The 26875-nt window shown below is 49.7% G+C and carries 20 protein-coding genes; 13 read left to right on the top strand and 7 right to left on the bottom strand.

Annotation, left to right across the window (positions count from 1 at the left end; genetic code table 11):
* Window positions 1-593: 593 nt before the first annotated feature.
* Complete coding sequence (locus tag I8J30_RS04540; protein ID WP_210655761.1) at window positions 594-1520, bottom strand: J domain-containing protein; 927 nt, start codon at window positions 1518-1520, stop codon at window positions 594-596.
* A 133-nt stretch (window positions 1521-1653) separates the two neighbouring features.
* On the bottom strand, window positions 1654-2646 hold the full coding sequence (locus I8J30_RS04535) for a ketoacyl-ACP synthase III (RefSeq protein ID WP_210655760.1): 993 nt from the start codon (window positions 2644-2646) through the stop codon (window positions 1654-1656).
* A gap of 240 nt (window positions 2647-2886) precedes the next feature.
* Here I8J30_RS04535 and I8J30_RS04530 point away from each other — a divergent pair, with 240 nt between their 5' ends.
* The 8 genes from I8J30_RS04530 to I8J30_RS04495 all read left to right on the top strand — a co-directional run bounded on the left by I8J30_RS04530 (window position 2887) and on the right by I8J30_RS04495 (window position 14720).
* The gene (locus I8J30_RS04530) at window positions 2887-3333 is read left to right on the top strand and encodes a divergent PAP2 family protein (protein WP_210655758.1); all 447 of its coding nucleotides are present in this window, start codon (window positions 2887-2889) and stop codon (window positions 3331-3333) included.
* Between the two features lie 115 nt (window positions 3334-3448).
* Complete coding sequence (locus I8J30_RS04525) at window positions 3449-4441, top strand: glycoside hydrolase family 43 protein (protein ID WP_210655756.1); 993 nt, start codon at window positions 3449-3451, stop codon at window positions 4439-4441.
* A gap of 611 nt (window positions 4442-5052) precedes the next feature.
* On the top strand, window positions 5053-8085 hold the full coding sequence (locus I8J30_RS04520) for a discoidin domain-containing protein (protein ID WP_210655754.1): 3033 nt from the start codon (window positions 5053-5055) through the stop codon (window positions 8083-8085).
* Window positions 8086-8221: 136 nt separating this feature from the next.
* Window positions 8222-9943, top strand: a complete 1722-nt coding sequence (locus I8J30_RS04515) for a cache domain-containing sensor histidine kinase (protein ID WP_210655752.1) — start codon at window positions 8222-8224, stop codon at window positions 9941-9943.
* Entirely contained in the window at window positions 9924-11504 is a 1581-nt protein-coding gene (locus I8J30_RS04510) for a response regulator transcription factor (RefSeq protein WP_210655750.1), read from the top strand. Before I8J30_RS04515 ends, I8J30_RS04510 begins: the two co-directional genes overlap by 20 nt.
* Window positions 11505-11600: 96 nt before the next feature.
* Window positions 11601-12953: an ABC transporter substrate-binding protein gene (locus tag I8J30_RS04505; protein WP_210655748.1), complete on the top strand. Its 1353-nt coding sequence runs from the start codon at window positions 11601-11603 to the stop codon at window positions 12951-12953.
* 74 nt (window positions 12954-13027) lie between these two features.
* Complete coding sequence (locus tag I8J30_RS04500) at window positions 13028-13888, top strand: carbohydrate ABC transporter permease (protein WP_210655746.1); 861 nt, start codon at window positions 13028-13030, stop codon at window positions 13886-13888.
* Between the two features lie 4 nt (window positions 13889-13892).
* The gene (locus I8J30_RS04495; protein ID WP_210655744.1) at window positions 13893-14720 is read left to right on the top strand and encodes a carbohydrate ABC transporter permease; all 828 of its coding nucleotides are present in this window, start codon (window positions 13893-13895) and stop codon (window positions 14718-14720) included.
* A gap of 77 nt (window positions 14721-14797) precedes the next feature.
* On the opposite strand, the gene I8J30_RS04490 is transcribed toward I8J30_RS04495, so the two are convergent.
* The 5 genes from I8J30_RS04490 to I8J30_RS04470 all read right to left on the bottom strand — a co-directional run bounded on the left by I8J30_RS04490 (window position 14798) and on the right by I8J30_RS04470 (window position 21192).
* The gene (locus tag I8J30_RS04490; protein ID WP_210655742.1) at window positions 14798-16057 is read right to left on the bottom strand and encodes a Gfo/Idh/MocA family protein; all 1260 of its coding nucleotides are present in this window, start codon (window positions 16055-16057) and stop codon (window positions 14798-14800) included.
* A 67-nt stretch (window positions 16058-16124) separates the two neighbouring features.
* Complete coding sequence (locus I8J30_RS04485) at window positions 16125-17777, bottom strand: type 2 periplasmic-binding domain-containing protein (RefSeq protein ID WP_210655741.1); 1653 nt, start codon at window positions 17775-17777, stop codon at window positions 16125-16127.
* Window positions 17778-17823: 46 nt separating this feature from the next.
* Entirely contained in the window at window positions 17824-18708 is an 885-nt protein-coding gene (locus I8J30_RS04480) for a carbohydrate ABC transporter permease (protein WP_210655739.1), read from the bottom strand.
* A 12-nt stretch (window positions 18709-18720) separates the two neighbouring features.
* Entirely contained in the window at window positions 18721-19689 is a 969-nt protein-coding gene (locus I8J30_RS04475; RefSeq protein WP_210655737.1) for an ABC transporter permease, read from the bottom strand.
* Window positions 19690-20148: 459 nt separating this feature from the next.
* The gene (locus I8J30_RS04470; protein WP_210655735.1) at window positions 20149-21192 is read right to left on the bottom strand and encodes a LacI family DNA-binding transcriptional regulator; all 1044 of its coding nucleotides are present in this window, start codon (window positions 21190-21192) and stop codon (window positions 20149-20151) included.
* A gap of 243 nt (window positions 21193-21435) precedes the next feature.
* Here I8J30_RS04470 and kduI point away from each other — a divergent pair, with 243 nt between their 5' ends.
* The 5 genes from kduI to I8J30_RS04445 are packed head-to-tail and all read left to right on the top strand — an operon-like array spanning window position 21436 to window position 26857.
* A complete protein-coding gene (gene kduI / locus I8J30_RS04465; RefSeq protein ID WP_210655733.1) occupies window positions 21436-22269 on the top strand; it encodes a 5-dehydro-4-deoxy-D-glucuronate isomerase in 834 nt (277 codons plus the stop codon).
* Window positions 22270-22302: 33 nt separating this feature from the next.
* Window positions 22303-23070, top strand: a complete 768-nt coding sequence (locus I8J30_RS04460) for a DeoR/GlpR family DNA-binding transcription regulator (protein WP_210655731.1) — start codon at window positions 22303-22305, stop codon at window positions 23068-23070.
* A gap of 2 nt (window positions 23071-23072) precedes the next feature.
* Window positions 23073-23822, top strand: coding sequence for a 2-dehydro-3-deoxy-D-gluconate 5-dehydrogenase KduD (gene kduD, locus I8J30_RS04455; protein WP_240547772.1), 750 nt, complete (start codon window positions 23073-23075; stop codon window positions 23820-23822).
* A 32-nt stretch (window positions 23823-23854) separates the two neighbouring features.
* Entirely contained in the window at window positions 23855-25696 is a 1842-nt protein-coding gene (locus I8J30_RS04450) for a hypothetical protein (protein WP_210655729.1), read from the top strand.
* 15 nt (window positions 25697-25711) lie between these two features.
* Window positions 25712-26857 carry a glycoside hydrolase family protein gene (locus I8J30_RS04445; protein ID WP_210655727.1) on the top strand — a complete coding sequence of 382 codons (1146 nt, stop codon included), beginning with the start codon at window positions 25712-25714 and terminating at the stop codon, window positions 26855-26857.
* Window positions 26858-26875 lie beyond the last annotated feature (18 nt).

The raw sequence follows: 26875 nt of genomic DNA, 5'->3' as shown, positions 1-26875 counted from the left end.
AAATCCGTGGAAATGATGCTGAGAGTCGCGAAAACCGATCTCAGCACGCAAACTAACCTGATAGCGGTGTCTGCGGGAGCTGAGAGTCGCTAAATCCGACTCTCAGTTGCAGAAATCCGCCGAAATGGTGTTGAGAGTCGCGAAAACCGACTCTCAGCACGGATACTAACCTGATAGCGGTGTCTGCGGGAGCTGAGAGTCGCAAAATCCGACTCTCAGCTGCAGAAATCCACCGAAATAATGCTGAGAGTCGCGAAAACCGACTCTCAGCACGGAAACTAACCTGATAGCGGAGTCTGCAGGAGCTGAGAGTAGCAAAATCCGACTCTCAGCTGCAGAAATCCACCGAAATAATGCTGAGAGTCGCGAAAACCGATTCTCAGCACGGAAACTAACTTCAATTGTTGTCGGCGTTGGCGCTACAAGCGACTATACCGCTAATGGTGTGTCAGTTGGTCGGTTTCGCGAAGTTGTAAGCGGCTATGCCGCTTACAACACTCTCCTCCGCGTCTACGCGCCTTCAACGCGCCAAGCAACAACAAAAAGGGCCGTACCCAAGTCAACAAAGTTGACCCCAGGTACGGCCCTTCCCATTACTTCGCAGCAGCGGGCTGCAAATAATTCGCGATAAACTTGAACGCGTTGTCGCGTTTCTCGCCGTTGATTCGGATGCCGGCAATGTACTCTTTGCCGATGACCGGAAGTCCTTCCATCAGCGGGCTGCCCGAGATATCGACGCCGTACACATGTTGTTCCGGCACGTCTTCCGTCACGGTTTTCAAAGCCAGCTCCGGCTTGTAGCCCGATCCCAGCTTGCTTTGATTCTCGCCGTCAAGCGGGAGCAACGAACCGTCTTGAGCGAGCTTGATGAAATTATCCCGATCCATGATGTAGACATCGGCCTTGTTCATCATAAGATCGATCATGCTTTTCTGAATCATGGCGGAGTCCTGCTGGCTGTTCATTTGGGAAGGCACGTAAGTGAAGAACACGGTGACGCGCTTCCAATCCGGGAACTGCGACAGGAATCGGTTCTCGAGAGGCTTAAGGTCGGACATCGGATAAGTGCCGTCTTCGCTAAAATATTCGCCAAAGAAGGAAACGCTCACATCAACAGGCGGAAGCTTCGCGAGTTCAGCCATCTCATGGCGATGATCGATATAAGCGCGCGTTCCGAATATAATAATAAGAATGACAGCGATTACACCAAGAACATGAAACTTATAGTAATTAATGAAATGCTCCGTTTTCTGAACGAAAGGCCCCATCGCCTTATATTTACCGTAATTCGCTTGATTAAACTGTTCCGTCGTCTTCTGATCTTCCATCTCCAGGATCAGCTTGTACGCCCGGTTAATCTCTTCCAAACTGATACCTTGCTCATCGGTATGCTCGGATGCTTCACGTTGCTTTGTTACACGGTCACGGCGGATCAGAATAAAATAACGTTTCTCCACATCTTCCTTCGCTGCGCCTTCCGGCAGGCCAAGCAGCTCATAAGCCTGTTTCAGATCATTCATAAGCGGGCTACCTACACTTTCTCTTAAACTTATACTCGTATTTCTATTAGTATACTTCCTTTGCCCCCATTCGACAAAATAAAACAAAACAGCCCCGCCATGTACATTATGGCAAAGGGCTGTCAGCCTACTCTTATAGCGTCCAGCGAAGCAGCAATGCGGACTCCGTCAAGCCGCCGCCGAAGCCGTAAAGCAAGACCAGATCGCCGGTTTTGATCCGATCGTCTTTGATCGCAAGATCGAGAGCGAGGGGAATCGACGCAGCCGAAGTATTGCCGTATTGTGCCATGCTCGTCAGCGTATGTTCCAGCGGAATGCCGGTTCGCTCGCAGACCGATTCAACGATCCGCATATTGGCGCTGTGAGGTACGAACCAGTTAATATCCTCCAGCGTCAGGCTGTTCTGCTCCATCAACGTTTGAATCCCTTTTGGCACGGTCGTTACCGCCCAGCGGTACACCTCGCGTCCGTTCTGAACGATCATACCGTTCGTCTGAATCGGTACGCCATCAATGGCAGAAGCTAGCGAAGAGCGGTAGAGGTGCTGGCCGTCGTTGCCTTTGGTATTGTTATACGAAGCGAGGAAAGCCCCGTCTTCGCTTCGTTCTATGAGCATCGCTCCCGCACCGTCGCCGAACAGAATACAGGTAGAGCGGTCGGAGTAATCCGTTGCTTTGGAAAGCGTCTCCGCGCCGATAACGAGAATTTTGTGGTAGGCGCCCGAGAGCAGCAGCCCATTGGCGAGCTGCAATGCCGAGACAAAACCAGCGCAAGCCGCTTGTATATCTGCCGCTCCGCAAGAAGCAATACCAAACTCCGCTTGCACGCGAGCGGCCATACTGGGGAAAAAGGTATCCGGCGTAGTCGTTGCGACCAGAATATAATCGACATCTTCGAGCACAACTCCATAGCGGAGCTGCAGGTCCCGAACCGCGCCGAAACAAAGGTCGCTGCAGAACTGATCGTCTGCCGCAATCCGTCTTTCTTTGATGCCGGTACGCTGGAAAATCCACTCGTCCGTTGTCTCAACCATCTGTTCCAGGTCGTGATTCGTTAACACGCGTTCAGGGACATAAGCGCCGAAAGCAGTTATAGAAGCCAGTGATCGTAAAGGATGTTGCAGCATGTTCTCCATCTCCTTAGTACCAGGTACTATGATCTGATATTAATAAATCCAGCGTACACCTTTTTATTGCACATGTCTATAGAGAATTGATCGATTTCGTTCATGGAAAGGGTTCCTTAAAACGGTATTTTGCTCATTTAGCCTAAGATTAATCCCATTGCGTTGCATGCATGTGAAGTACATAATAAGGAAAGCCTATACTGTTACTCGGGTGCATATCGAAGTAAGGAGTCGGCATACATGAGCGTTATACATAATTACCCATTAGTCGCGGGTTTGACGGCCATCATCATCGCACAATTTATTAAGGTTCCTATATATTTGATTACGCATCGGACCATGGACCTCAAGCTCGCTTTCGGCACAGGCGGAATGCCCAGTTCCCATTCTGCGGCAGTAACCGCGTTATCGACTGCAGTCGGTATCAAGGAGGGGTTCGCATCGAGTATGTTCGCGATCGCCTGTATGGTTGCGGTTATTACGATGTATGACGCGGCGGGCATTCGCAGACATGCGGGGGAGCATGCTTCTATCCTGAATCGGATCGCCAAGAAGCTCTCCATGCAGCGGCATGAGAAGGTCGATCCGATGTTAAAAGAGATGCTTGGCCATCGCCCCATCGAAGTGTTTGTAGGTGCGCTTTTTGGCATTGGGATCAGTATTTTGCTCCAGTATGCTTATTCGTGAAGCCTGCAAGTTCTAAAGTTTTATAAGTAAAATCAATACTTTACCCAATGAAGAGAGGTGAAAACATTTCTATAATAGAATGAAAGCGATTACGAAATAGAGAAGGAGCGTTTAAATGAATACAAAAGCAAGAGTTGCCGCACCTAATGAGCCAATTGTTACGCATATATACACGGCAGATCCTTCTGCGCATGTCTTTGAAGGGAAGCTTTATATTTATCCTTCGCATGACATCGACCATGACGGTCCGACTAACGATAACGGCGATCAGTATGCGATGGAAGATTACCACGTACTGTCGATGGACACTATGGAGTCACCTTGTGTGGATAACGGAGAAGCGCTTCACGTGAAAGACGTGCCTTGGGCGTCGAAGCAAATGTGGGCACCGGATGCCGCTTATCGCAATAATCTGTATTACTTATTTTTCCCGGCTAGAGACAAGGATGGTATTTTCCGTATTGGTGTCGCAACAAGTGCTTCTCCTATCGGGCCGTTCAAAGCAGAGGAAAACTATATTCCCGGAAGCTTCAGCATCGATCCTGCGGTCTACGTGAATGAGGATGGCAAAGCTTATTTGTATTTCGGCGGACTTTGGGGCGGGCAATTGGAGAAATGGCAGACCGGTACCTACTTGCCTGAAGCCGCCGGACCGGACGCACACGCTCCGGCACTTGGCCCTCAAGTGGCAGAGCTGAGCGACGATATGCTGACGTTCAAACAAGCGCCGAAGGAAATTTCGATTGTCGATGAGGATGGGAACCCGATTCAGGCAGGTGACGAGGATCGCCGCTATTTTGAAGGACCATGGATGCACAACTATAAAGGCACTTATTATCTCTCTTATTCCACGGGAACCACGCATAAGCTCGTATACGCCGTGAGCGACAATCCGGAAGGTCCGTTCGTCTTCAAAGGCACGATCCTGACGCCGGTTCTCGGCTGGACGACGCATCACTCCATTGTAGAGTTTCAAGACAAATGGTATCTCTTCTACCATGACGCCTCCCTATCCGGCGGAGTCGATCATAAACGCAGCGTGAAATTCACGGAGCTGCATTACAACGAAGATGGTACGATCCAACCGATCGATCCCTATAAGGAATAGGTTTGGAAAGGGAACGCAGCCTTGGGGCTGGGTTCTTTTTTTTATGTGAGTAACAGATGACGCATAGAACAACTGGTGGAACGGAGCAAAGAGTAGCTCCAGGAGCAACGCACTGGCGGAAAAGTGGTTGAATGAGTAAAGAGTAGCTCTAGGAGCAACACACTGGCGGGAAATTGGCTGAAATGAGCAAAGAGTAGCTCTAGGAGCAACACAATAGCGGAAAAGTGGCGGAAATGAGTTAAGAGTAGCCCAAGGGGCAACACACTGGCGGGAACGTGGTGGAAATGAGTAAAGAGTAGCTCTAGGAGCAACACAAGAAGCACACCAAGAAGTCTACATATGAGCGAAAGCAGAGGAAATCGAGCAAGAAGCACACCAAGAGGTCTACATATCAGCGAGAGCAGCGAAAATCGAGCAAGAAGCACTCCAAGAGGTCTACATGCCAGCAAAAGCAGCGAATCTCGAGCAAGAAGCTCGTCCAGAGAGCTACTTCTTCAACTCCCCATAATTATTCAACTACAATCCAATATATTTTCGATACTTCCGATTCGGAGAGTTGAAGTATAATGGCGTTGTGAGAAAGCGTTTTCATGATGAGAGGGGAATCGTTGATGAATCGCAAAACCAGATGGAAGTCTATGATGACCGTTATGGCGATGACGATGACACTGATTGCGCTGTTTGCACCGGTGAAAATGAATATCGCCCATGCAGCGAATGGCAACTTGGCGTTAACGGGCACGGCAACAGCTTCTTCAGCGCAAAGCTCCACCTTTGCCGCAGGCAAAGCGGTAGACGGAAACCTTGCTACATACTGGAATGCAAGCAGCACCTCGATGCCGCAGTGGTTACAGATTGATCTTGGAGGACTGTATACCTTAAGCAAGATCGACCAGACTTTCACGAATGACGACGTATGGAAATACAAGATTGAAGGATCGTTAGATAACGCCAACTGGGCGACGTTGGTGGACAAGTCGACCAGCGCTTCCGGACGGACCTTCAGCGACAGCGTGAACGGCACCTTCAGGTACGTGAAGCTGACGGTTCTAAGCTCAGCCTCCGGCTACACGGCCTCCAGCCAAGAGCTTACGATTATTGGCTCCGATGAGGGGTACGTGATATCAGATGGGAAGACGTACACCGCTTCCTCGAACTTAGCCAAATACGAGCCGGGCAAAGCAGGTGACGGAAATACGTCAACCTACTGGGCGGCCGGAAATGGAAGTTTGCCGCAGTGGTTGAAGGTAGACCTAGGCAGCCCAAGCATCGTGACGGCTGTGGAGCAGCATTTTAAAGATTTCGACACGTTCGGTTTTAAGATCGAAGGCTCTCTCGATAATACTAGCTGGACGATGCTGCTGGATCGAACGACGCCGGCGGCGGGACAAGCTTTCAAACAAGCTGTGAACGGACAATATCGTTATGTCCGATTGACAATCAACTCCTCCGCTTCAGGCTTCTGGGCAGGCAGCACGGAGTTCAAGGTGTATGGCTTCGCCAACCTCGCTCTGGGGAAATCGACTTCGGCTTCCACAACGGAGCCGGGCTGGGATACCTTCAAAGCAGTCGATGGTGACCCCAACACCTACTGGCTCGCGACGGATGCCGCGATGCCTCAGTCGCTGACCGTCGATCTCGGCGGTATCGGTTCACTTAAGCGGGTGGAGCAGAATTTCTTTGATCCGGATAGTTGGAAATTTAAGATTGAAGCGTCCACGGATAACGTGAACTGGACGATGCTTGCGGATAAGACGGGAGCAGGGATCAACGGAACGTTCCTGGGACAAGACGTAAGCGGGAATTATCGTTATGTCCGATTGACCGTAACCTTCTCGCAGAACAGTCACTGGGCTTGCAGCGGGGAACTGAAAGTATTCGGAACGCCGCTCGAACGTAATCTGGCAGTGGGCACTTCCGTTACTTCATCCTCCTTGGCGCCGGGATATGAGCCATGGATTGCGGTCGACGGGAATCCAAACAGCTACTGGATTGCCTCCGACGCGACAATGCCGCAATGGATTATAGTCGATTTAGGCGTTAACAGCATCGTGACTAGGCTGGAACAGAATTTCTTCGACGCTGATATTTGGAAGTTTAAGATCGAGGGCTCGACGGATAAGACCAATTGGACGATGCTCGTGGATAAGACGGGGACCGGCATTAACGGTACGAGCTCGGTAACCAATGTAAGCGGGACATACCGTTATATCAAACTGTCCGTCCTATACTCGCAGGCCGCACACTGGGCATGCAGCGGGGAATTGAAAGTGTTCGGCTACGGCTCCCCGGTCACGACGAAATGGTGGGAAAGCACCTCCGGCGTTATGCGCTATTACGCGAAATACTATAATCAGACCTTCAATTACCTGACCAGTCAGCTGGATACGTTAAAGTCGCAGGGGTATGGGGCAATCGAGCTAGTTGCTCCTTATCCGGGGGCACCGGATGTATGGGCAGGGCTTGGAGCGACAGATAATTACGGCGTGGACACGAGTCTGGGCACGATGGCGGAAATGGAAAATCTAATTAGTCAGGCGCATGCCAAAGGAATTCGTATCGTGGTCATGCTGAATCCGGGCTATGCTCGCGATACGGCGGCGATGTTCCTGAAAGCGGCTGACGACTACCGCAATAATGTGTACAGCAAGGAACGTTACTGGTTCCACTTCAGCCCTACGCCGAGTCCATATGAGCGCTGGACGTGGAGCGCAAGGGCTAATGCCTACTACTGGGCGTATTGGGGCGATAATCCGGCAACGCCGCAGTGGGATTCCAACATTCCTTCTTATAACTTTGCCAACCAGGAATGGCGGGATGAAGCGAAGAAGTATCTCCGTTTCTGGATGGACAAAGGCTTTGACGGCATTGTTTTGGACGCTCCCGTTGTCTATGACGGCATCAATGTTTCGATCAACAATTCGAGCATTACGGATGTTTTGCGCAATTATGATATCTCCAGCAATGCCGAAGGCGCAGGCGGACAAGAGATGATCACCGATTGGCACTATAACCTGCTGCAGGATTACGATATTACCAATTGGGGCGGTTCCGGTTACAGTACGATTATACCGGCCATCAATAACCAGAATCCGAATGCGATTGACGGTATCTTGAAAAACAACCGCGATGCGATCAATGCGGTGAATGGCATTACGCAAACGCCGCCAAGCTGGGAGATTGCAGGCGTTTCCTCAACGAAGAGACTGCTTGAAATCGCTACTTTAACGACAATGGGCACGTTTTTCTACCTGCATAACGGGCAGCATACGATTGATCCGACGACATCGATCATTCCGACCTGGCCGGCCGCGGATCAGGCGATGTTAAGCAAGTTGATCAAGGCGCAGAACAGCTATAAGGCGCTGTCTCCGAATGGTGCAAGGGTGAAGCTGAATACGAATGATAATAACAAGTATTACGCGTTCAAACGTACGAACAAGACCGGCACCAGTAAGGCGCTGGTCATCCTAAACTATCAGAACGCCTCGCAGACGATCACCGTAAATCTGGCGAACACGGATATCGGCACCTCACAGACTCCGATTGACCTCTTAAACGGGGGAGGAGCAGCTGCTATCACGTCATCCAGCTACACGGTAACACTGCCTGCTTATGGTTTTACCGTTCTCGGCGTAAATTAGTTCAAGGCTGCCGCTTCATTTCCAAGTTGGAAACGGAGCGGTTTTTTCGCGTTCCTGCTTAAAACAGATATTTACTTTCTTCAAATTTCAAGCATACTTGAATTAACGCGAAATTTGTCTAATCAAGGAGACGATCATGATTCGGAAACCCCTTTCCTTCCAGCATCGGTTAATGCTCGTTATCCTCTTGACCGTGCTGCTGCCGTCGGTCCTCATCAATTTCCTTACCTTCTCTACCATAAAAACACAGATGCAGAAGGATGCCATTACATGGCTCAAAGGCATTACGAATAACTCGGGGCGAACGATGGATAGCTATATTCAGCTTGTTACCGGAATCACCAAAAACCCGGAGTATGATAGCACGCTCATGAGCATTTTCGAGAGGCATCGGTTTAATAAGCATGGCCTGTACGGTTATCCCTACGATGAACGCGTACAGATCAATGGCTGGCTGTCGATGCTCCGAGAAATGGATGATAACATCTATGCCGTTAATTTTGTCGACTTAAATGGTAACCGCTTTCATCTGGGCAAGGATTACGTGGAAGCGAATAAAGATTGGATAGATCGCACAAGCGAACTGAACGGGGGAAGCCTCGTTTGGCCGCCTGTTAAGTTAGCGGATGGGGAAACGGTTTTCTCGGTCACGCGAACGATTATTAACCCGAATACCTTTCACGTTACGGCAACGATTCAGCTCGCTTTTCAATTGAATTTCCTTACGCAGGAGGATAACGAGAACTTCTTGCAGGAAGGTGATTTATTGATTCTGGATAAAACAGATCGCGTCATCTTCGATCTCAACGGAAAAAGAACCGGCGAGCGGATGGATTGGAACAACCGAGAGCAGCAATTCCACGTCAGCTATGATTCGGCATTAACCGGCTGGAAGCTTGTCGGCATGGTTCCGGAGCATCTCTTATTTCAGAAGGTGGATCAGCTTCGCAAATGGATTTTACTTGCTAATATCGTTTTTATCCTATTAACCATGGTCATCGTCTATCTGCTCAGCTATCGCATTACGCGGCCGCTCTGGAAATTGAGCAAGATTATGCAGCAGGCTTCGAAAACAAACTTCATTATCGATACGATCAGCTTCAAGCGCAAGGATGAAATCGGCATGATATCCAACAGCTTTAATCTCATGGTCCGAAGAATACACAATCTCATCGATACGGTTACGGACACGGAGCGAAGGCGCAAGAAATCGGAAATCGAGGCATTGCAATCGCAGATCAATCCCCATTTTCTATACAACACCTTAAGCGCGATCACGATGCAGGCGGAGCTGGATGAGAACTATAAAATTTCGGACATGTCCTCCCTGCTCGGCAAGCTGCTGCGCTACTCGATCGGCAGCCAGGAGGAGTGGGTCGAGGTTAGGCAAGAATGCGACTATATTCGGACCTATATTCGAATTATGCAATTCCGTTTCCCGCTCATTCAGTTCGACCTGCAAATCGACGAAAGCGTTAATAATTGGCTGGTCATTCGTCTATTGATTCAGCCTATCGTGGAGAATGCCATTATCCATGGCATTGTTCCGAAGGGCAAAGAAGGTCTGGTCAACATTCATGTGGGAGAGAAGCTAACGGAATCGGGGGACAGCAGGCTGTTTATTTCTGTCAAGGACTCCGGCGTGGGGATGGATCAACAAACGGTCGACGCCACCATGGTGAAGCTGAGGGAATATGAGGATCAGTCAGGCGGCATCGGTCTGCAAAATGTGTATAATCGCATCGCGCTTTCGTACGAAGGGGATTTCGAATTTACTTTGGAAAGCAAAGAAGGCATAGGAACTTCGTTTTATATTGAAATCCCTAGGAGGCTGCGCAATGAGAATCATGATCGTTGAAGATGAAGATCTGCTCCGCGAGGGGCTTGTTAAGATGATCGGGCGAATGGGCTTGAACGGCTCGGTCGTAGCGGTGGCCGGCAATGGGGAAGAGGCATTGGAGCAGCTCTCTCATATTGGTGTCGATCTCATTATAACGGACATTCGCATGCCCAAGAAGGACGGACTTCAGCTCTTGGAGGAAGTCATGCAATCGAACCCCGCAATTCGTTCCATCGTGCTGAGCGGCTACGATGATTTTGAATATGCGAAGCGAGCGCTGCAATTGAACTGTAAGGATTATATCTTAAAGCCGATCATGTACCACGATCTACGGGAGCTGCTGGGGAAGATAGAGGTCGAGTTCACGGCCATGCAGAAGAAAATGCTCGAAGAAGTGAAGCTGAAGGGGATTTTGAATCAGAATCAGTATCTCATCCGGCATGAATTTCTGAGAACGTTTATTCAGCTCGACAAGGTACAGCAGGTAGAAACCATCCTAACCGAAGCTGAGAATATCGGCATTCATCTGAAGGCGTCCGGTTACTCGCTATTTGCCATTCAAATTGAAGAGAAGCTGGAGACGAAGAGCAAATATGGCAAAAGCGATTGGACCTTAATGAAATATGCCCTTCACAACATCGTAGAGGAATTAACAGGCTATGCCCCTTGCTATTATGACGAGCAGGAGGTGCTGGTCGTGCTGTACGGAGGCGCTATGGATGAAGAACAGATACATGCGTTATGCAGTCGGATTGTGTCTAAAAGCAGAGAACTCTTGAAAATCGCGGTCTCCATTGGCATATCGGATACGCATGACCTGCGCCAGCTGTCGAACGGTTATCAAGAAGCGACGCGGGTTCTGAAGGTCCGTCTCATCTCCGACAGTCACGTCATCCACTTCTATTCGCACGCAAGCCGGAATACGAACCACGCGATAAAGCCCTATATGGACCAACTGGCTGAGCTGTTCGATCTTGAACAAGCCGACACCGTCATCGAGCGTCTGAAACAATGGTACGAAGGGCTGAAGCAAGCAGAGTTGACGCTCGAAGCTATTGCTGCAATGGAGAAAGAGGTCATCATTGTATTCCATTCCTTGCTGCGGCATTTCGTGAAGGAGCTGGGCGACCAGGAGTATGATCTGGGCGGAGAATTCGGCATCATGGCGTCGGCGGATTCCTTCTATGCGAGAATGAATCCTCTGATCAAGGTGCTGAAGGAGATCAGCTCGGACAGCAAGAAGGGGAAAATCGAGAATCGGACGTCGGAGCAAGTGATGAAATACATCCGGGAGCATTATAGCGAGAATATTACACTCACTTCAATCTCGGAATATATTTACATGAATTCGGCTTATTTGAGCGTGATGTTCAAGAAGAAGACGGGGAAAAGCATCATTGAATACTTAACCGAAGTGCGAATGGGCGAAGCTAAGAAGCAATTGCTCCACACCGATTTGAAAACCTATCAGATCGCGGAAATGGTCGGATATAACGATGCCGCTTATTTCTCCACGCTGTTCAAGAAATATTGCGGCGCGTCTCCTCAAGAATACAGAACTATAAATACTCCAAGATAATCTATATTTCCTAGATGGGAACCGAACCGTTCCCCCTTTACAATGAAACAGTAGACAATTCATGGTCCAGTCAAAACAAATGGGGGGAACCAAAGAATGAAGAAGAAAAATGTGTTGCTCGGTAGTTTGGCAGCGCTGTCAAGCTTATCGCTTGTCGTAGCGGGTTGCTCAAGCAACAATAATTCAGGGTCGAACAATACGGCAGCGACAGAAACCAATACAGCTGCAGCTACAAACAATACGACGAATAATGCACCGGCAGCTGAAGAGGCCAATCCGATTAAAGCGCAATTCTATTATGATTTCGCGCCACTCACCGATTACATAAAAGAAATCAATCCTATCGTTCAAACATCCGATAACGTAACCTTTGAAGGTGTTCCGTACACGGACACAACGGCCTATCAAACCGCGGTGCGTATTGGATTTACTACACAAGAAGCACCTGATCTGTTCAAATGGTGGAACGGCTATAAATTAAAGGAGCTCGCGGACAGCGGCAACCTGGCCGATATGACGGAGCAATGGAAAGAACTTAGCGCGGACGGCAATGGCATTCTGCCTTCACTCGCAGGTCCGTTGACGGTCGATGGCAAAGTTTACGGAATTCCGGCTTCCGCTCATTACTGGACGATCTTCTACAACAAGAAGGTATTCGCAGATAATGGCTTAACACCGCCGACAACATGGGACGAATTGATGAAGATCAGCGATACGCTGAAAGCAAAGAACATTACGCCATTCGGTACTTCGATTAAAGATACTTGGAACGGTTTTATCTGGTTCGAGGATCTGCTCATTCATTCCTATCCTGATTTCTACAATAAGCTTGTGATCGGCCAAGCGAAATACACGGATCCTGAAATGGTTGAAGTAATGGAGCTGTGGAAATCGATGTACGACAAAGGCTACTTCTCCAAACCGATGACGATGGATGCCGAAATTCCGCAGGCATTCGTAAAAGGCGAAATCGGCATGTACTTGGTTGGGACTTGGTACGAGAGCTTCCTGAACGGCGTAGGTATGAAACCTGAAGAAGGATATGGCTCGTTCATCATGCCTGCCATTAAGCCGGAAGCCGGCAATACCGTCATTTCCGAGATCACGCCTTTCCTGGTCTCCCAAAATGCTAAAAATCGCGATGACGCCATTAAAGCTGCCATCTCCTTAACGAAAAAAGATACCAACGAGAAGCTGCTCAAGGTGTTCGGCGGCGTGCCTACTCGCAAGGACGTAGAAGCAAGCAGCCCAACGATTAAGGCGCTTGTAGACAACATTTCCAAAGGCAACTACACAGCCATCACGCGTTACTGGGAAGCAACGCCATCCGAGCTGTCCGAGTACGGCGCAAGTGAATTCATTCGCTTCATGCTCAATCCGGACCAATACATGGATGTCCTGAACAACATCGAGAAGAAGGCAGAGAAGTACTGGGCAGAACATAAATAATAGACGATAGGGTTAAGGGGCGTTAGCGGCCTCTTAACCCTGCTTATTATCGGGACACATGGGAGTGTGACAAAATGAACTACTTCAAGAAACATGGGGAAGCATTGCTGTACGTATTACCGGCCGCCTTGATGATCACTGTTTTTTTTGTTTCCTCCGTTATCTACACCTTCTATATCAGCTTCACGGACTGGGATGGATTAACGAGATCTCACTGGGTCGGTTTGAGTAACTACATAGAAGTGTTTAGCGATGTAACGTATATTACTTCGCTGAAGAATACGTTTATGTGGGTTGCACTGTCATTGGTGCTGCCGGTTGGACTTGGGCTTCTGCTCAGCATTCTGCTGCAGCAAATGAAAGGGCAACGGTTTTTCAAAAATCTATTCTATATGCCTTACGCGATGTCGCTTACGGTAGTCGGCGTCATATGGATCTTTCTGTTCTCCTCAAGCGGAATTAACTACCTGCTTACGCACATGGGGCTTGAATCCTGGGTCAAGGATTGGCTGCGCACGCCTTACTATAATACATTCGCGATGCTCGTTGCTTCCATATGGCAGGGAGCCGGTACGAATATGCTGCTGTTCCTCGTCGGATTAGGTTCATTGCCGAAGGATCCGTTCGAGGCTGCCGCGATCGACGGCGCGAACCGATTCCAAATGTTCTGGAAAATAACGCTGCCTCTCTTAAACCCGGTTACAATCGTTGTGATGGGGCTGGCGCTGGTGAATAGCTTTAAGACGTTCGATATTATCTGGGTCATGACGCAAGGCGGGCCGTACCGTTCTTCGGAAACGCTGGCTGTAACCATGTATCGCGAATCCTTCATGCTGTTCCACTTTGGTCAAGGCGCGGCGATCTCTATTCTCTTAACGGTATTGTCCATTGTTGCATCTTGGTTTTATTTGAAGAAAACGATAGTGGAGGAGTGAGGGCATGAAACGTCTTGCAAATGCGATCAAGTATATCATTGTCATCACGTTAGCGATCCTGTGGATTGCACCTGTCATATTGGTTCTGATGAATTCGACGAAATCAATAGGCGATTTTATGAATGGAAGTATGTGGGCCTGGCCGAAGAGTTTTCATTTCTTCCAGAACGTAGAGGAAGCGCTGAACGCAGGCAAGCTCACCAAATATGTGAAGAATAGCTTTACCTATGGGATAGTGGGGGCATCGGCCAGCATTCTGATCTCGGCTTTTGCGGCATACGGCTTGGTTGTCCTTCGCTTGAAAGGATCGTTCTACTGGTTCCTGCTGATTTATAGCGGCACCATTTTTCCTTTCCAAATGTATCTGGTTCCTTTGTTCTCGGGGTTTCAGAAGGCGGGCATCTATGATACGTTCTTCGGCATGTGCCTGTTCTATACCGCCATCTGTATTCCGTTCTGCGTGTTCTTGCTGCGCAACTTTATGACGACGATCTCGCGGGAATATGTGGAGGCTGCGCAATTGGACGGCTATTCCACATTGGCGATTCTGTTTCGGATCATTTTCCCATTCTTGGTGCCGCCGATCTCCGTCTTGTTCTTATTCCAATTCACGTTTATATGGAACGATCTGATCTTTGGATTAATCTTAACGCGAAGCGATGATATACGTCCGATCATGTCTGGACTTGCGGCTATGCAGGGCACCTACATCTCAACGGGGATTACAACGCTGATGGCCGGTATCTTGGTAACGTCTATTCCGACGCTAATTCTGTTCTTTGCGCTTCAGAAGAACTTTATTAAAGGGATGCAGATTACAGTGAAGTCTTAGAGGACTGTAAAGGTATCGCTAACTAGAAAGGAGGAGCAAGAATAACTCTTGCTCCTCCTTTATCATGTTCGGCTTATTTATTTGGCTGCAACCAAGTCTTTCGCATAATCCGTTAGGACGATCGTCTTCCCGCCATTCAGGCGGGATTCCTCTGCTGCAAACGCCATTAAGTGACTGAGAACAGATGCGGCAGCGGACGTTAAACCTTCCTGTCCGTTGTAGTGCCGCACTTCATTTATGAAGCTGCGAACGATCCCGGCATCACCGCCGCCGTGCCCCGTTGTTTGGGGAGGGATCGTAATCTCCGTTTTCTGACGGGTCAGAAAATCGTACAGCGTAATTATATCCCCTTCCGCCCGAAGCTCGCCTCGAGTGCCCATAATTTGAATTCTCCGCTCCTGCTCGAACGTAAAACCGCACATGCTGAACATCGCCGTGGCACCGCCTTCGAATTCCATGTTCACGACCTGGTGGTCAACGACATTGTTATCGCTTCGATAAACGCAGCGGCCATAGTCGGTCTCCCGCATACCTTGAACGATATTTTCCTTTACCAGATCCGGGGTGAAATGCCGTGCCCAGCCTTTGAACTGGTTGCTCAAATAGAATCGAGGTGCCGAATACGGACAAGTAGATTCAACCGAGCAGTCAAGGCAGCGCTCCGCAGAGCCTTCAGGAGCGTGGTCTGCGTTGAAATGCATCAAGGAACCAAAGGAGCTGACTCGGGTGCACGGCTTGTCCATGAGCCAGGAGAGTACGTCCATATCATGACAGGATTTGGCCAATATCATCGGACTGGATTTGTCCGAATTGTTCCAGTTGCCGCGAACGAAGCTGTGCGCGATGTGCCAATAACCTACATTCTCGTTCAACTGAATGGAGGCTACCTCCCCGATTCGTCCATCCGTAATCGCCTGTTTGATTGTTAACCAGAAGGGCGTATAGCGCAGCACATGACAGATGGATAACAGACGATCATTGTCTCTGGCCGCTTGTTCCATATCCAGACACTCAAGAGGGTCCGGCGACATCGGCTTCTCTAGAAGGACGTGATATTTCTTATTCAACGCCTGCATAGTGGGCTCATAATGCATCCGATCCTGCGTGCAAATGACGGCAATGTTAGCAAGCTGAGGCCGTGCCAACAGACCCTCCCAGGATTCGTAGCAGTGCTCGGGCGGGATGCCATGCGCCTGCGCCATTTTATCACGACGCACCGGATCGGCTTCCGCTACTGCAACAAACTTCAGCTCATGCGGATAATCCAGTGCAAAAGGCGCGTAGCCCCCTGCACCTCTAGAGCCGGCACCAATCAATACAGCAGTTAATTGACTCATTAGCTTCGTGCTCCTTCTCCATATGTCATTCTCTCGCAGTAAAGAAGCTTCGCACCGCGTGGTTCATTTATTGAGATGTGAAACGATCCAGTGCAGCTTGGTAGATTGCGATATAACGATCAAGTCCCATTTTGTTAAGTGTTGCAACATAATTGTCCCATTCATCGAATGAAGCGTTGCCTACGATGAATTTATCTCTCATCTCATCTACGTAAGTTTGAATATCGGTAGCAAGTGTCGTAAGCTCGGTCTGCTCTTCGCTAGTGAAATTGAATGCCGGCCAAATTTGATCCTGCTTAAGTGTAAGTGCTTCGGATTTCTTCGCATTCTCGACCGACGTTGGAAGTCCTTCTGCGCCTTTAAAGAACTGCTGTTTTACAAATCCCGGATAGTAGCCGCCGGGCCATACTAAATATTGGCTGACAGCTTGATCGAGCGAGAGGCCATTTGGATTGCTCTTGATCTCATCGGTGTAGTCGACCGTACCGTCTGCTTGCTCCTTGTACGTTTGATCTTTCCAGCCCATGAAGAACAATTTGATGCCTTCCTCGCTGTAGAAATAATCCATCCAACGCATCATTGCCTCTTGATTCTTAGCTTTATCCGTCAGTACGAACATCCCGATGTTTCCTAGCGGGGAACCGATATACGTATAGGTCTGATCGCCGTGAGGGCCTTTCAGCACCGGAAGACCGACATAACCTTGTTGATTGTAAATGGCCACAGGATCTACGTTGTCGATGACTGCAAGAAGACCGCCTGTTCCTTTGGCGTCAATTTCTTCACTCTGCACGGAAACGATATCTTTCTCCAACAGACCATCCTTGTACAGCTTGTTTACATATTGGAGCAGCTCCTTGTAGTTGGGGTCCGTTGCAACGAAACGAAGCTTGCCTGTTGCAGGATCCGTATCGACATAAGCATTGGAGTTGCCGTGATTATTAAGACCGAAGGAGCCCTTCAAGTATCCAAGCAGACCGGTTGTACCTACACCGCCCCAAGCAATCTCATCTTGCTTGCTGTTGCCGTTAGGATCCTTCTCCTTGAAGGCTTTCAGCATGTTATAGAATTCATCCAGATTTTGCGGCTCTGCAATGCCTAGCTTGTCTAGCCAATCTTTCTTGACCCATGGCGTGTTATAGAAAACAGATTTGAATGCAGGATCATAGATAGTTGGAAGACCGTAGATATTACCGTCCGGCATCGTAATGCCTTTTCCGATGATTGGGTATTTATCCATGAGTGCTTTGAAATTAGGTGCATAATTATCGATCAGGTCGTTGAGCGGTACGAATACGCCTTGCTTCCCGTATTTGAACAGATCGGAGCGGGAAAAGGCGGACGCATAAAACAATTCTGGATATTCGCCGCCTGCGAGCAATATATTCCGTTTTTCCTTGAGACTGTCTTTCTGTGTGGTGTCCCAAACCATATGAACGTTGGTCATCTTCTCGTATTCCTGCCACAGCTTCAGATTGTTCCAGTCCGCATTGGCAAATAGCTTCGCTGCGAACCCTTTCACTGTAATTTTGTCATTCACGATCGGGAAGCCAGCGGTGTTCAGCCCGGCTACTTCTTCTTTGCTTGCAGGTGCGCTCGTTGCATGGTTCGTCGCGGAGCCAGTGCCATTGTTGTTCCCGTTATTGCTGCTGCAGGCAGAGACCATGGATACCGATAGTGCGCAGGACAACAGAATACTCCCCATTTTTGCAACCTTCATTGTTTCTTCCTCCCTTAGCCATCCAATTTATATCCACGCAAAGGAATTATCCTTTTATGGCGCCTATCATAATGCCTTTTACAAAATAACGTTGAAGGAATGGATAGAGGATAAGCATCGGAATGTTAGCAACGACGAGAACGGCGTACTTGATGCCTTCAACGGCACGCTGCTGCTTAATTGCGGATTCCGTAGACGCTTTGATCATGTCATCCGTTTGACCTTGTATAAGGATTTCGCGCAGAATGAGCTGCAGCGGGAACTTGCTTTTATCAGATAAGTAGAGGAGGGCATTGAAGAACGCATTCCAATGACCAACCGCATAGAAGAGAATCGTTACTGCAATGATGGGCATGGACAAAGGAAGGACTACCTTGCGTAAAATTTGAAAATTGGAGCAGCCATCGATTGTCGCTGCTTCCTGCAGCTCACCGGGAATGGTCTGCTGGAAGAATGTACGCATGATGATAATATTCCAGATCGATACCGCGCTTGGAATGACCATAACCCACAGGGTATTCAGCATGCCGAGCTTTTTGACAAGAATAAAGGTCGGGATGAGGCCGCCGCTGAAAAACATCGTGAATACGAGCAGGGCCATGATCACATTGCGTCCGACAAAATCACGCCGCGACAAAGGATAAGCACCGCATATCGTCATCAGCAGGTTAATGAACGTACCAAGCGAGGTGTACAGAAGCGTGTTGCCGAAACTTCTGACAATGTCGCTGTTGAGGAAGATTTTACTGTAGGAATCCAGCGTCAATCCTTTCGGCCAAAGCAGAATCTCGCCGCTCATTATGTATTGGGGATCGCTAAATGAGGCACTTAGGACAAATACAAGCGGATAAAGCACGGCAATCACGACAAGGATTAACAAGGAATACGTTATGAAGCTAAAGAAGCGGTCACCTCGGGTCTGATCAGCCATTCATACACCTCCTTACCATAAGCTGGTTTTACTAAGTCGTTTGGATATCGAGTTGACACTGACCAGAAGGGCGAAATTAATGATGGAGCTGAATAGTCCGACTGCGGTTGAGAAGCTGAAATCTGCCTCCTGAATGCCGCTTCTGTAGACGTAGGTATCAATAATGTCCGAGCTACCCATATTTAACGTATTTTGCATAAGCAGTACCTTCTCGAAGCCGATCGACATCACGTTTCCGAGCTCCAAAATGAACAGAATGATAATTGTCGGCAGGATGCTGGGGATGTTAATATGCCAAATGCGCTGCAGCCGAGTTGCACCGTCTACGCGAGCCGCTTCATGCAATTGATGATCTACGCCAGCGAGCGCGGCCAGATAGATGATAGAGCTCCAACCTGTCGTCTGCCAGACAGAGGACATCACATATAAGGTTTTAAACCAGGAGGGCTCGGTGAGGAAGTTAATCGGATTGCCCCCAAACAGTTCGATCATGGTGTTAACTAGACCGTACCGTGGATTCAGGAACATCATCATCATGCCAACCACTACAACGGTGGATAAGAAGTGTGGTGCATAGGTAACGGTTTGAACAAATTTCTTGAACTTCTCTGCTCGAACTTCGTTCATCAGAAGAGCGAGGAGGATCGGAATGGGGAATCCTACTGCGAGTGAATAAAGGCCGAGACCGACCGTATTGCTGATTAAGCGTTTGAAGAAGTAGCTATTGAATAACCGATGAAAATGATCAAAGCCAACCCAAGGGCTTCCCCAAATCCCTTTGTTCGCGATGAAATCCTTGAATGCAATCTGAACACCATACATGGGGATGTACTTGAACACGATGAAGTAGGCGAGAACAGGTGAAATGAGCAGATAGAGCTGCCAATTTCGAAAGATACGATTCCAGAAGGCTTTTCTCTTTCCCGTTTTGGTAGTCGTCCGAATGGGAGTTTGCAGAGCCTGGGCAGTTCGGATAGCCATTTCTTATCACCTCGTCTGTAATTTAATCCTTGTGTGCCTCTCCGATCGATCTCTATGTTATGTTTAATGACATGCACCTATCATAGGGGGTTTGGGAATAAACTGTCAATCGTTTTATCCAAAAAACATTGAAATTTTGGAAAATCTTGCGGATTGTTTGGATGTGTGATTAATCCGCTGAAAAAGCTGTATTTTCTCCTTGATATCGGTTTGTGTTTCAATATTCTATCATAAAATTAAGCGCTTTCAATGTGTTTGATGGTCAATTCTCATAAAGTTTTGCTTAATTTTATCCAAATAATCCGATTATTTATCCAAAAATATAACTGAATTCGCGTAAATTCACATCGATTTTTTTGGATATATTCATGGCTGAATTTGGCGTTTGTGCAAATTAAAAAGCCCAACGGCGCAAACCGTCGGGCTTTCTATAGTGAACAACTCAATTGGACAAACAAATTAGTTCGCATTTCGATGATAGTCTGATGACTCTCTGACGATCAAGGAGCACGGAAGCAATATTTTGGGCGGAATCGAATAGTGACCATCTAAGTAATCCACCATCGCCTTCGCCGCTATTCTGCCGATTTCGAATTTGGGAACATCAATAGATGAAAGTGGAGGAGATGTATATTGAGCGAAGGCAATATTGTCCATTCCAACAAAGGCAATGTCCTCCGGAACACGGCATTCCTTCTCCAGAGCGGCTCGCATGGCAGGGATAGCAAGCATATCGCTCGCACAGAAAATCGCGGTTGGCCAATCGGACTTCGGTACACGCAGGAGCATTTGGGTCATTCGGGTATAGCTGTCGTTCACGTTCCAGTTGGTGTCGATGACCCAATCCGGATTGATGGTGAGATTGGACTGCAGCATAGAGAATTGATAGCCGATATACCGCTCATCGTTCTCCATCTTTCGGTAGAAGGCAGGTCCGCCTATGTAACCGATTCTCGTATGCCCCTGCTCCACAAGATGGCGAATAACCATTCGGGCTGCAGCTACGCGATCGCAGTCGACTACCGGCACAGACAAGGATTCATCATTTAAGCTCACGCCAAGAAGGACGATACCTTCCTTATGCATCAGCTTGAATAATTCTTCGTCGTACCAGCTGACAGCGAGAACTCCCTTCACGCTTGCTTCTCCAAGCATGGCTGCAAGACGCTGCATATCCTTTAATTCCTCAACGGTACGAACGATGACCGGGGGCTGCCCAAGTTCATTCATTTTCCTGTGGAAGCCTTCCAGTACTTGCGAGAAATAAGGATGATCTCCCATAAGGGACTGGGGGATGATACATACGACTTGCTTCAATGGAGTACTGCTCTGAGCCTCGGGATGGTCTGAATCAGCAAGCTTGTATCCCAGTTCGACAGCGACACCTCTTATTTTACGTTTCGTTTCCTCACTCACAGGTCGGCTCGTGTCGTCACTAATGGCCCGAGAAACTGTCGAAATAGAAACGCCTACGCGTTCAGCGATATCTTTCAATGTAGGCACAACGATATCCTCCTTGCTAGGCTGACTGCGAGCAATTGACGCAATCCTCTCACAACGTATTGTAACTTGTGTTTGATGACAAATCCATCCCATTCGGATAGAAGAGGATGCGTATTCAGAGCGGGAAAAACTTATTTAGACTGAATTGGATTTTTCTCCTTGTATAATGAATAGACCTCATTTAAAATGAACATATAAATTACCAAATGAACTTATATGAACATAAAAGGAGAATGTGTCCGCATGGAAATCCGTTATGCCTCCCATCCCAACGAAGTTAAGGCATTTGATACGACTCGTCTTCGCGAAGAGTTTCTGATTGAACAACTATTCGTTGCTGACGAACTCAAGCTTAGTTATTCGCATGTGGATCGTTTCATTATCGGCGGTGCCGTTCCGGTGAATGGTTCCGTGAGTCTCGCTGTAGATCCGGCAACGATCGGTGCGGCTACGTTTCTGGAGCGCCGGGAAGTTGGAATTATTAACGTCGGCGGCAAGGGTACGGTTACGGTGGATGGAGAAGTCTATTCCATGGACAGCAAGGACTGCCTTTACATTGGCCGCGGCGCGAAGGATGTCAGCTTCGCAAGTGAAGATGGCTCACGGCCTGCCAAATATTATTTGAATTCCGCTCCCGCGCACCAGACGTATCCAACAGTCAAAGCTGCGATTAGCGAAGCGTCCCCTAATCATCTGGGGAGTATGGAGAACTCCAATGAGCGAACCATCTACCGCTACATTCATACAGGCGGCATTCAAAGCTGCCAGCTCGTGATGGGCATGACATTGCTGAAGCCGGGAAGCATGTGGAATACGATGCCTTGCCATACGCATAACCGCAGGTCGGAAGTGTATTTCTACTTCGACATGCCTGAGAACGGTGCGGTGTTTCATCTCATGGGAGAAGCGGCCGAAACGCGTCACCTGGTCGTACGCAATGAGCAAGCGGTCATCTCCCCGAGCTGGTCGATTCATAGCGGCGTCGGCACGAACAGCTACACGTTCATTTGGGGGATGGCGGGAGAGAACCAAACCTTCGAGGACATGGACGCCGTCGCGATGAAGGACTTAAAATAAAGCTGCAACTAAGCATGAAAGTGATGGTTTCCGATGAACCCTTTGCGCAGATATGAGAAAATTATGGAAATGCTGCTCGCCTCCGGAGAAGTGATGGTCACTGATCTCAGCGAGCAGCTGCAGGTAACAGGCAAGACGATTCGCGAGGACTTGGCGAAGCTGGAACAGAAGGGGCTGCTGCAGCGCATTCACGGCGGAGCGGTCCTGGCGCAGGAGAATCAGCTCGGCATCCTGTCGCTGAAGCAAGAAGAAGCGCCATATGCCGCAGAACATCAAGAGATTGCGGAGCTGGCGGTTTCGCTCATTGAAGCCAACGAGGTTATCGCGCTTGATGGCGGGCGTACAACGCTTGCGATCGCTAAGCTGCTGCCGGATGAGCCGCTTACGGTCGTCACGAATGATCTTCATATTATTGCGGAGCTGGCCCGCCGGACATCGATTCGCTTGGTCGTCCCGGGCGGCTATCAAATTCGCAATATGCTGATCAGTGCTGAGGCAGCTGCCTACATTCGAAGACTAAACATTGCGAAGGCATTCCTGTCTGCAACGGCGATCCATCCGCAGTCAGGCTTTACGATCTACTCGGGTGAATCGGCAGATATTAAGCGGGCATGGCTGGAGACAGCCAAGACGTCTTATGTCGTTGCGGATCATTACAAATTCGGTCAGGGCGCGCTCTTCACATTCGCGAAATTGAACGAGGTTAGCGCGATCATAACGGATACCGGCATTCCGCAGGAGACTGCAGAGCAGTTCCGGCAAGAAGGAGCGTCGCTTCTTATAGGAGAGAAGGGAGCATAAGGATGAGCTTTGACTTAACAGGCAAAACAGCGCTGGTTACCGGCACATCAGGCGGGATCGGCCAAGCCATTGCGGTCGGCCTGGCTGAAGCAGGTGCGTCCGTCGTGGCGGTATCCGCTTCGAACAGCGATGAGACGGTTCGAATGATTCGGGAAAAAGGCGGATTTGCTGCCCAAATTTCCGCGGATTTAAGTCAGATCGATAACTTGGAGCCGGTGTTTAATGAAGCGCTGGCTTATTACGGGAGCATCGATATTCTGGTCAACAACGCCGGAACGATTCGACGTGCGCCTGCTGCCGAGCATTCCCGTTCGGATTGGTTCGATGTGATCGATCTGAATATGAATGCCGTCTTCTTCCTCAGCCAATTGGCCGGCAATCATATGATTGCAAGAGGCAGCGGCAAAATCATCAATATTGCCTCGATGCTCAGCTTCCAAGGCGGCATCAATGTACCGGGTTACACGGCAAGCAAACATGCCGTAACGGGAATTACGAAGGCGCTCGCCAATGAATGGGGCGGCAAAGGCATTCAGGTGAATGCGATCGCTCCCGGTTATATCGATACGCGCAATACAGCTCCGCTCATGGCGGATGAGAAGCGAAGCCAAGCGATTCTGGAGCGGATCCCCGCTGGCCGGTGGGGGTTGCCGAAGGATTTGCAGGGACCGGCGGTGTTCCTCGCTTCGGCAGCATCCGACTATATGAACGGCCACATCCTATGCGTGGATGGCGGATGGCTCGCACGCTAGCTTACTAGTTCGAATCGGCCGGAGGCGAGATTGTGGCGGAAGCGTTAGGTTGGACGAAGGATAATTTGTTGAGCTGGCTGGCGGAGCGGGATCCGGCCGAACAGAATAGGTACGGAGAAGAAGCGAGCAGTGCTGCCAAGTGGGAGGAGATCGCAGGTTCCCCTCATTATGCGGATATGGTGCGAGAAGTTGAGAAGGAAGGAAAGCTTTTGGAGCAAACGCCGATACCGGAGCTTACGTCTGAGCTATATGGACACTTTGAGAGAACCGGGAATCGGTTGATGTACGAGGGTGTCTACTTTCAGCGGAGAAGGCGGCTCGCAGCCTTTGCGATACGCCACTTCCTGTATCCGAGTGAGAAAAGCTATATCGATGCGCTGGAAGAAATCATTGCGGCTATTCTAGTGGAACCGACTTGGTGCTTGCCCGCTCATATGAGAGGTCAAGCGATCGATCGCCATATCGATTTGTTTGCTGCGGAGACAGGTTTCGCGCTGGCAGAGATTATCATGATATCCGGTGAGGGGCATCTTTCTATGCCGCTTCAGGATGCAATCCGTCTTGAAGTGGATCGGCGTTTGTTCGCACCCTACTTGAATCTTGGGCCGTACCACTGGGAAACGGCGGATCATAACTGGGCTTCGGTATGTGCCGGAGCCATCGCTTCCGCTGCACTTCTTCTCGAATCGGATACCGATCGATTGGCGGCTATCCTCGAGAAAGCGATCGGCACGATGGGGCATTATCTGTCCGGCTTCGGCGAAGATGGGGCATGCCTCGAAGGACCGGGATATTGGAATTATGGCTTTGGCTATTTCGTTGCTTTCGCCGATCTCCTGCATCGCGGTACCTGCGGCAAAGCGAACCTGCTTGCCGATAACAAGGTGCGGTCGATTGCGCAGTTCCAGCAGCGCTGCTATCTCGCCGGCAACCGCCCGGCTAATTTCTCGGACGCGGTTCCTGATGTTAACGTTCATATCGGACTCTCCGATTATTTGGCCTCCTATTATAAAGAAGTAGAATATCCTCCGCTAGCTGTACGGGCAAGCTTCAGCGATGATCATTGCTGGCGGTTCGCCCATGCGCTGCGCAATTTCATCTGGCATAAGCCGCATGCGCCAAGGGCGGAAAGCTGGCAGTCCGGAAGCTGGTTTCTGCCGGATGCGGAGTGGCTTGTTTCGCGCTGCACTTCAGCTGCCGGCAGCTTCGGGTTTGCTGCCAAGGGCGGCACGAACCAAGAGCCGCATAACCATATCGATGTTGGCCATTTTATACTGCTCGCTGATGAGGACCCGGCCTTCGCGGCTGATCTTGGCAGCGGCGAATATACAGCCGACTACTTCGGAGAAGGTCGTTACGGCTATGATTGCAACGGGGCGCAAGGCCATTCGCTCCCAATCATCGGCGGACACCTTCAAGCGGTTGGCGCGCAAAGTGCAGCAGTTGTGCTGGATTCATACATCGGTGCTGAAGAGGATCGTTTCGAATTGGAGCTTGCCTCGTGTTATCCGAGCAGCGGGCTGACCTCATACCGGCGTCTGTTCAGTTGGCATAAGGGATCCGAGAGGCCGATGCTCGAGCTGCGGGATGCGATTCGTTTTGCAGGGAAGCCCTCTTCGATTACGGAAACGTTCATTACCCGCGCCAAACCGGTATTGCTGGCAGATGGGCAAATGCTGCTGCAAGGGGAGCGCCATGCCGTCCGGCTTGACTATGATCCGGGCTGCTACGAGGTTCGGATCGAGGAGCGGATGTATTCGAACCACTACGGTCAGGAAGAAAGCTATTCTCGCATTTATTTGGATCGAAGAGAAGAAATGATAGAAGGCGATGCTGCAATACAGCTTGGTTTTCAATTCAAATTTTCGGAATAGGCAGGTGGGCTCGGCATGGTGCAAGCGGCAAACTCGGACACAACATCGAAGCAGTGGGTGGATGAAGCATGGGAGCGGACGATTCTGAAAGTGAAGCGTACCAGTGCCCGAATCGGAGCGAACTTTCCTCATGCAAGCCAAGGCGGTCGTTATGGATTGGAGCAGCCGCAATGGTGGACGGCGGGATTCTGGCCGGGGATGCTGTGGCTGCTGCAAGAAGGCAATCCGGGATTTCGAGAGCTCGCCGAGCAATGTGAGCTTAAGCTGGATGAGGTGCTGGACGGATACGATCATCTTGATCATGATCTTGGGTTCATGTGGACGCTGACCAGCATATTCAATTACAAGCTGACCGGCGGCGAAACGTCCCGCAGACGAGCCTTCAAGGCAGCGAGTCATTTGGCAGGCCGCTTTAATGTGAAGGGCAATTACATCCGCGCGTGGAATCCTTGGCGGGAAGGCGATAACAATGCAGGCTTGGCCATCATTGACTGTGCGATGAACCTGCCCTTGCTTTACTTTGCTTCGCGGGAAAGCGGCGATCCGCGTTACGCCCATATTGCGGAAGCGCATATGAGCACAGTGCTCGCGCATTTCATTCGCCCGGATGGGTCGGTTCGGCATATCGTACGCTTCGACCCGCAGACCGGCGAGGTTGCCGAATATATCGGCGGCCAAGGTCATGCTCCGGAATCTGCGTGGTCACGCGGGACAGCATGGGCGATCTATGGGCTTGCCCTGGCTGCTAAGCATACGGGCCGTCAAGAATACGTAAATGCCGCCAAACGTGTGTCGCAATTCTTCCTCTCTCAGCTGCCTGGGGATCATGTGCCGGCCTGGGATTTCCGCGCGCCGCTCGAGACGAAGGCGATCCGCGATTCTTCTGCAGGCGCATGTGCAGCAAGCGGCTTGCTGCTCATCTCTGAACTTGTTCCCGCCGAGGAGTCGGACAGTTATAGGCAAGCAGGCGAGCGGATATTGGAGTCGCTCTATCGGAATTACGGAGCCTATGACGACGAGAAAGAAGAAGGACTTATTTTGCACGGTACGAGTCATTATCCGGAGCGGAAAAATGTCGATGTGCCGCTGATTTACGGCGATTACTTCTTCGTAGAAGGACTGGCGAGGCTTAGAGGAGACACCGTAATTCCTTGGGAGTAATGGAAATGGCTATAAGGG

The organism is Paenibacillus lignilyticus, from assembly GCF_017942085.1.
Taxonomy (GTDB): Bacteria; Bacillota; Bacilli; order Paenibacillales; family Paenibacillaceae; genus Paenibacillus_Z; species Paenibacillus_Z lignilyticus.
Note: the sequence above shows the minus strand (reverse complement) of the source record. Positions and strands in the feature narration are given on the sequence as shown.

What these genes read in the sequence shown, in the direction of transcription:
- I8J30_RS04510 (WP_210655750.1), top strand. Translation starts at nt 9,924, where the DNA reads ATGAGAATCATGATCGTTGAAGATGAAGATCTGCTCCGCGAGGGGCTT.
- kduI (WP_210655733.1), top strand. Translation starts at nt 21,436, where the DNA reads ATGGAAATCCGTTATGCCTCCCATCCCAACGAAGTTAAGGCATTTGAT.
- I8J30_RS04485 (WP_210655741.1), bottom strand. Translation starts at nt 17,777, where the DNA reads ATGAAGGTTGCAAAAATGGGGAGTATTCTGTTGTCCTGCGCACTATCG.
- I8J30_RS04445 (WP_210655727.1), top strand. Translation starts at nt 25,712, where the DNA reads ATGGTGCAAGCGGCAAACTCGGACACAACATCGAAGCAGTGGGTGGAT.
- I8J30_RS04535 (WP_210655760.1), bottom strand. Translation starts at nt 2,646, where the DNA reads ATGCTGCAACATCCTTTACGATCACTGGCTTCTATAACTGCTTTCGGC.
- I8J30_RS04480 (WP_210655739.1), bottom strand. Translation starts at nt 18,708, where the DNA reads ATGGCTGATCAGACCCGAGGTGACCGCTTCTTTAGCTTCATAACGTAT.
- I8J30_RS04515 (WP_210655752.1), top strand. Translation starts at nt 8,222, where the DNA reads ATGATTCGGAAACCCCTTTCCTTCCAGCATCGGTTAATGCTCGTTATC.
- I8J30_RS04525 (WP_210655756.1), top strand. Translation starts at nt 3,449, where the DNA reads ATGAATACAAAAGCAAGAGTTGCCGCACCTAATGAGCCAATTGTTACG.
- I8J30_RS04540 (WP_210655761.1), bottom strand. Translation starts at nt 1,520, where the DNA reads ATGAATGATCTGAAACAGGCTTATGAGCTGCTTGGCCTGCCGGAAGGC.
- I8J30_RS04520 (WP_210655754.1), top strand. Translation starts at nt 5,053, where the DNA reads ATGAATCGCAAAACCAGATGGAAGTCTATGATGACCGTTATGGCGATG.
- I8J30_RS04460 (WP_210655731.1), top strand. Translation starts at nt 22,303, where the DNA reads ATGAACCCTTTGCGCAGATATGAGAAAATTATGGAAATGCTGCTCGCC.
- I8J30_RS04530 (WP_210655758.1), top strand. Translation starts at nt 2,887, where the DNA reads ATGAGCGTTATACATAATTACCCATTAGTCGCGGGTTTGACGGCCATC.
- I8J30_RS04475 (WP_210655737.1), bottom strand. Translation starts at nt 19,689, where the DNA reads ATGGCTATCCGAACTGCCCAGGCTCTGCAAACTCCCATTCGGACGACT.
- I8J30_RS04500 (WP_210655746.1), top strand. Translation starts at nt 13,028, where the DNA reads ATGAACTACTTCAAGAAACATGGGGAAGCATTGCTGTACGTATTACCG.
- I8J30_RS04505 (WP_210655748.1), top strand. Translation starts at nt 11,601, where the DNA reads ATGAAGAAGAAAAATGTGTTGCTCGGTAGTTTGGCAGCGCTGTCAAGC.
- I8J30_RS04490 (WP_210655742.1), bottom strand. Translation starts at nt 16,057, where the DNA reads ATGAGTCAATTAACTGCTGTATTGATTGGTGCCGGCTCTAGAGGTGCA.
- I8J30_RS04495 (WP_210655744.1), top strand. Translation starts at nt 13,893, where the DNA reads ATGAAACGTCTTGCAAATGCGATCAAGTATATCATTGTCATCACGTTA.
- kduD (WP_240547772.1), top strand. Translation starts at nt 23,073, where the DNA reads ATGAGCTTTGACTTAACAGGCAAAACAGCGCTGGTTACCGGCACATCA.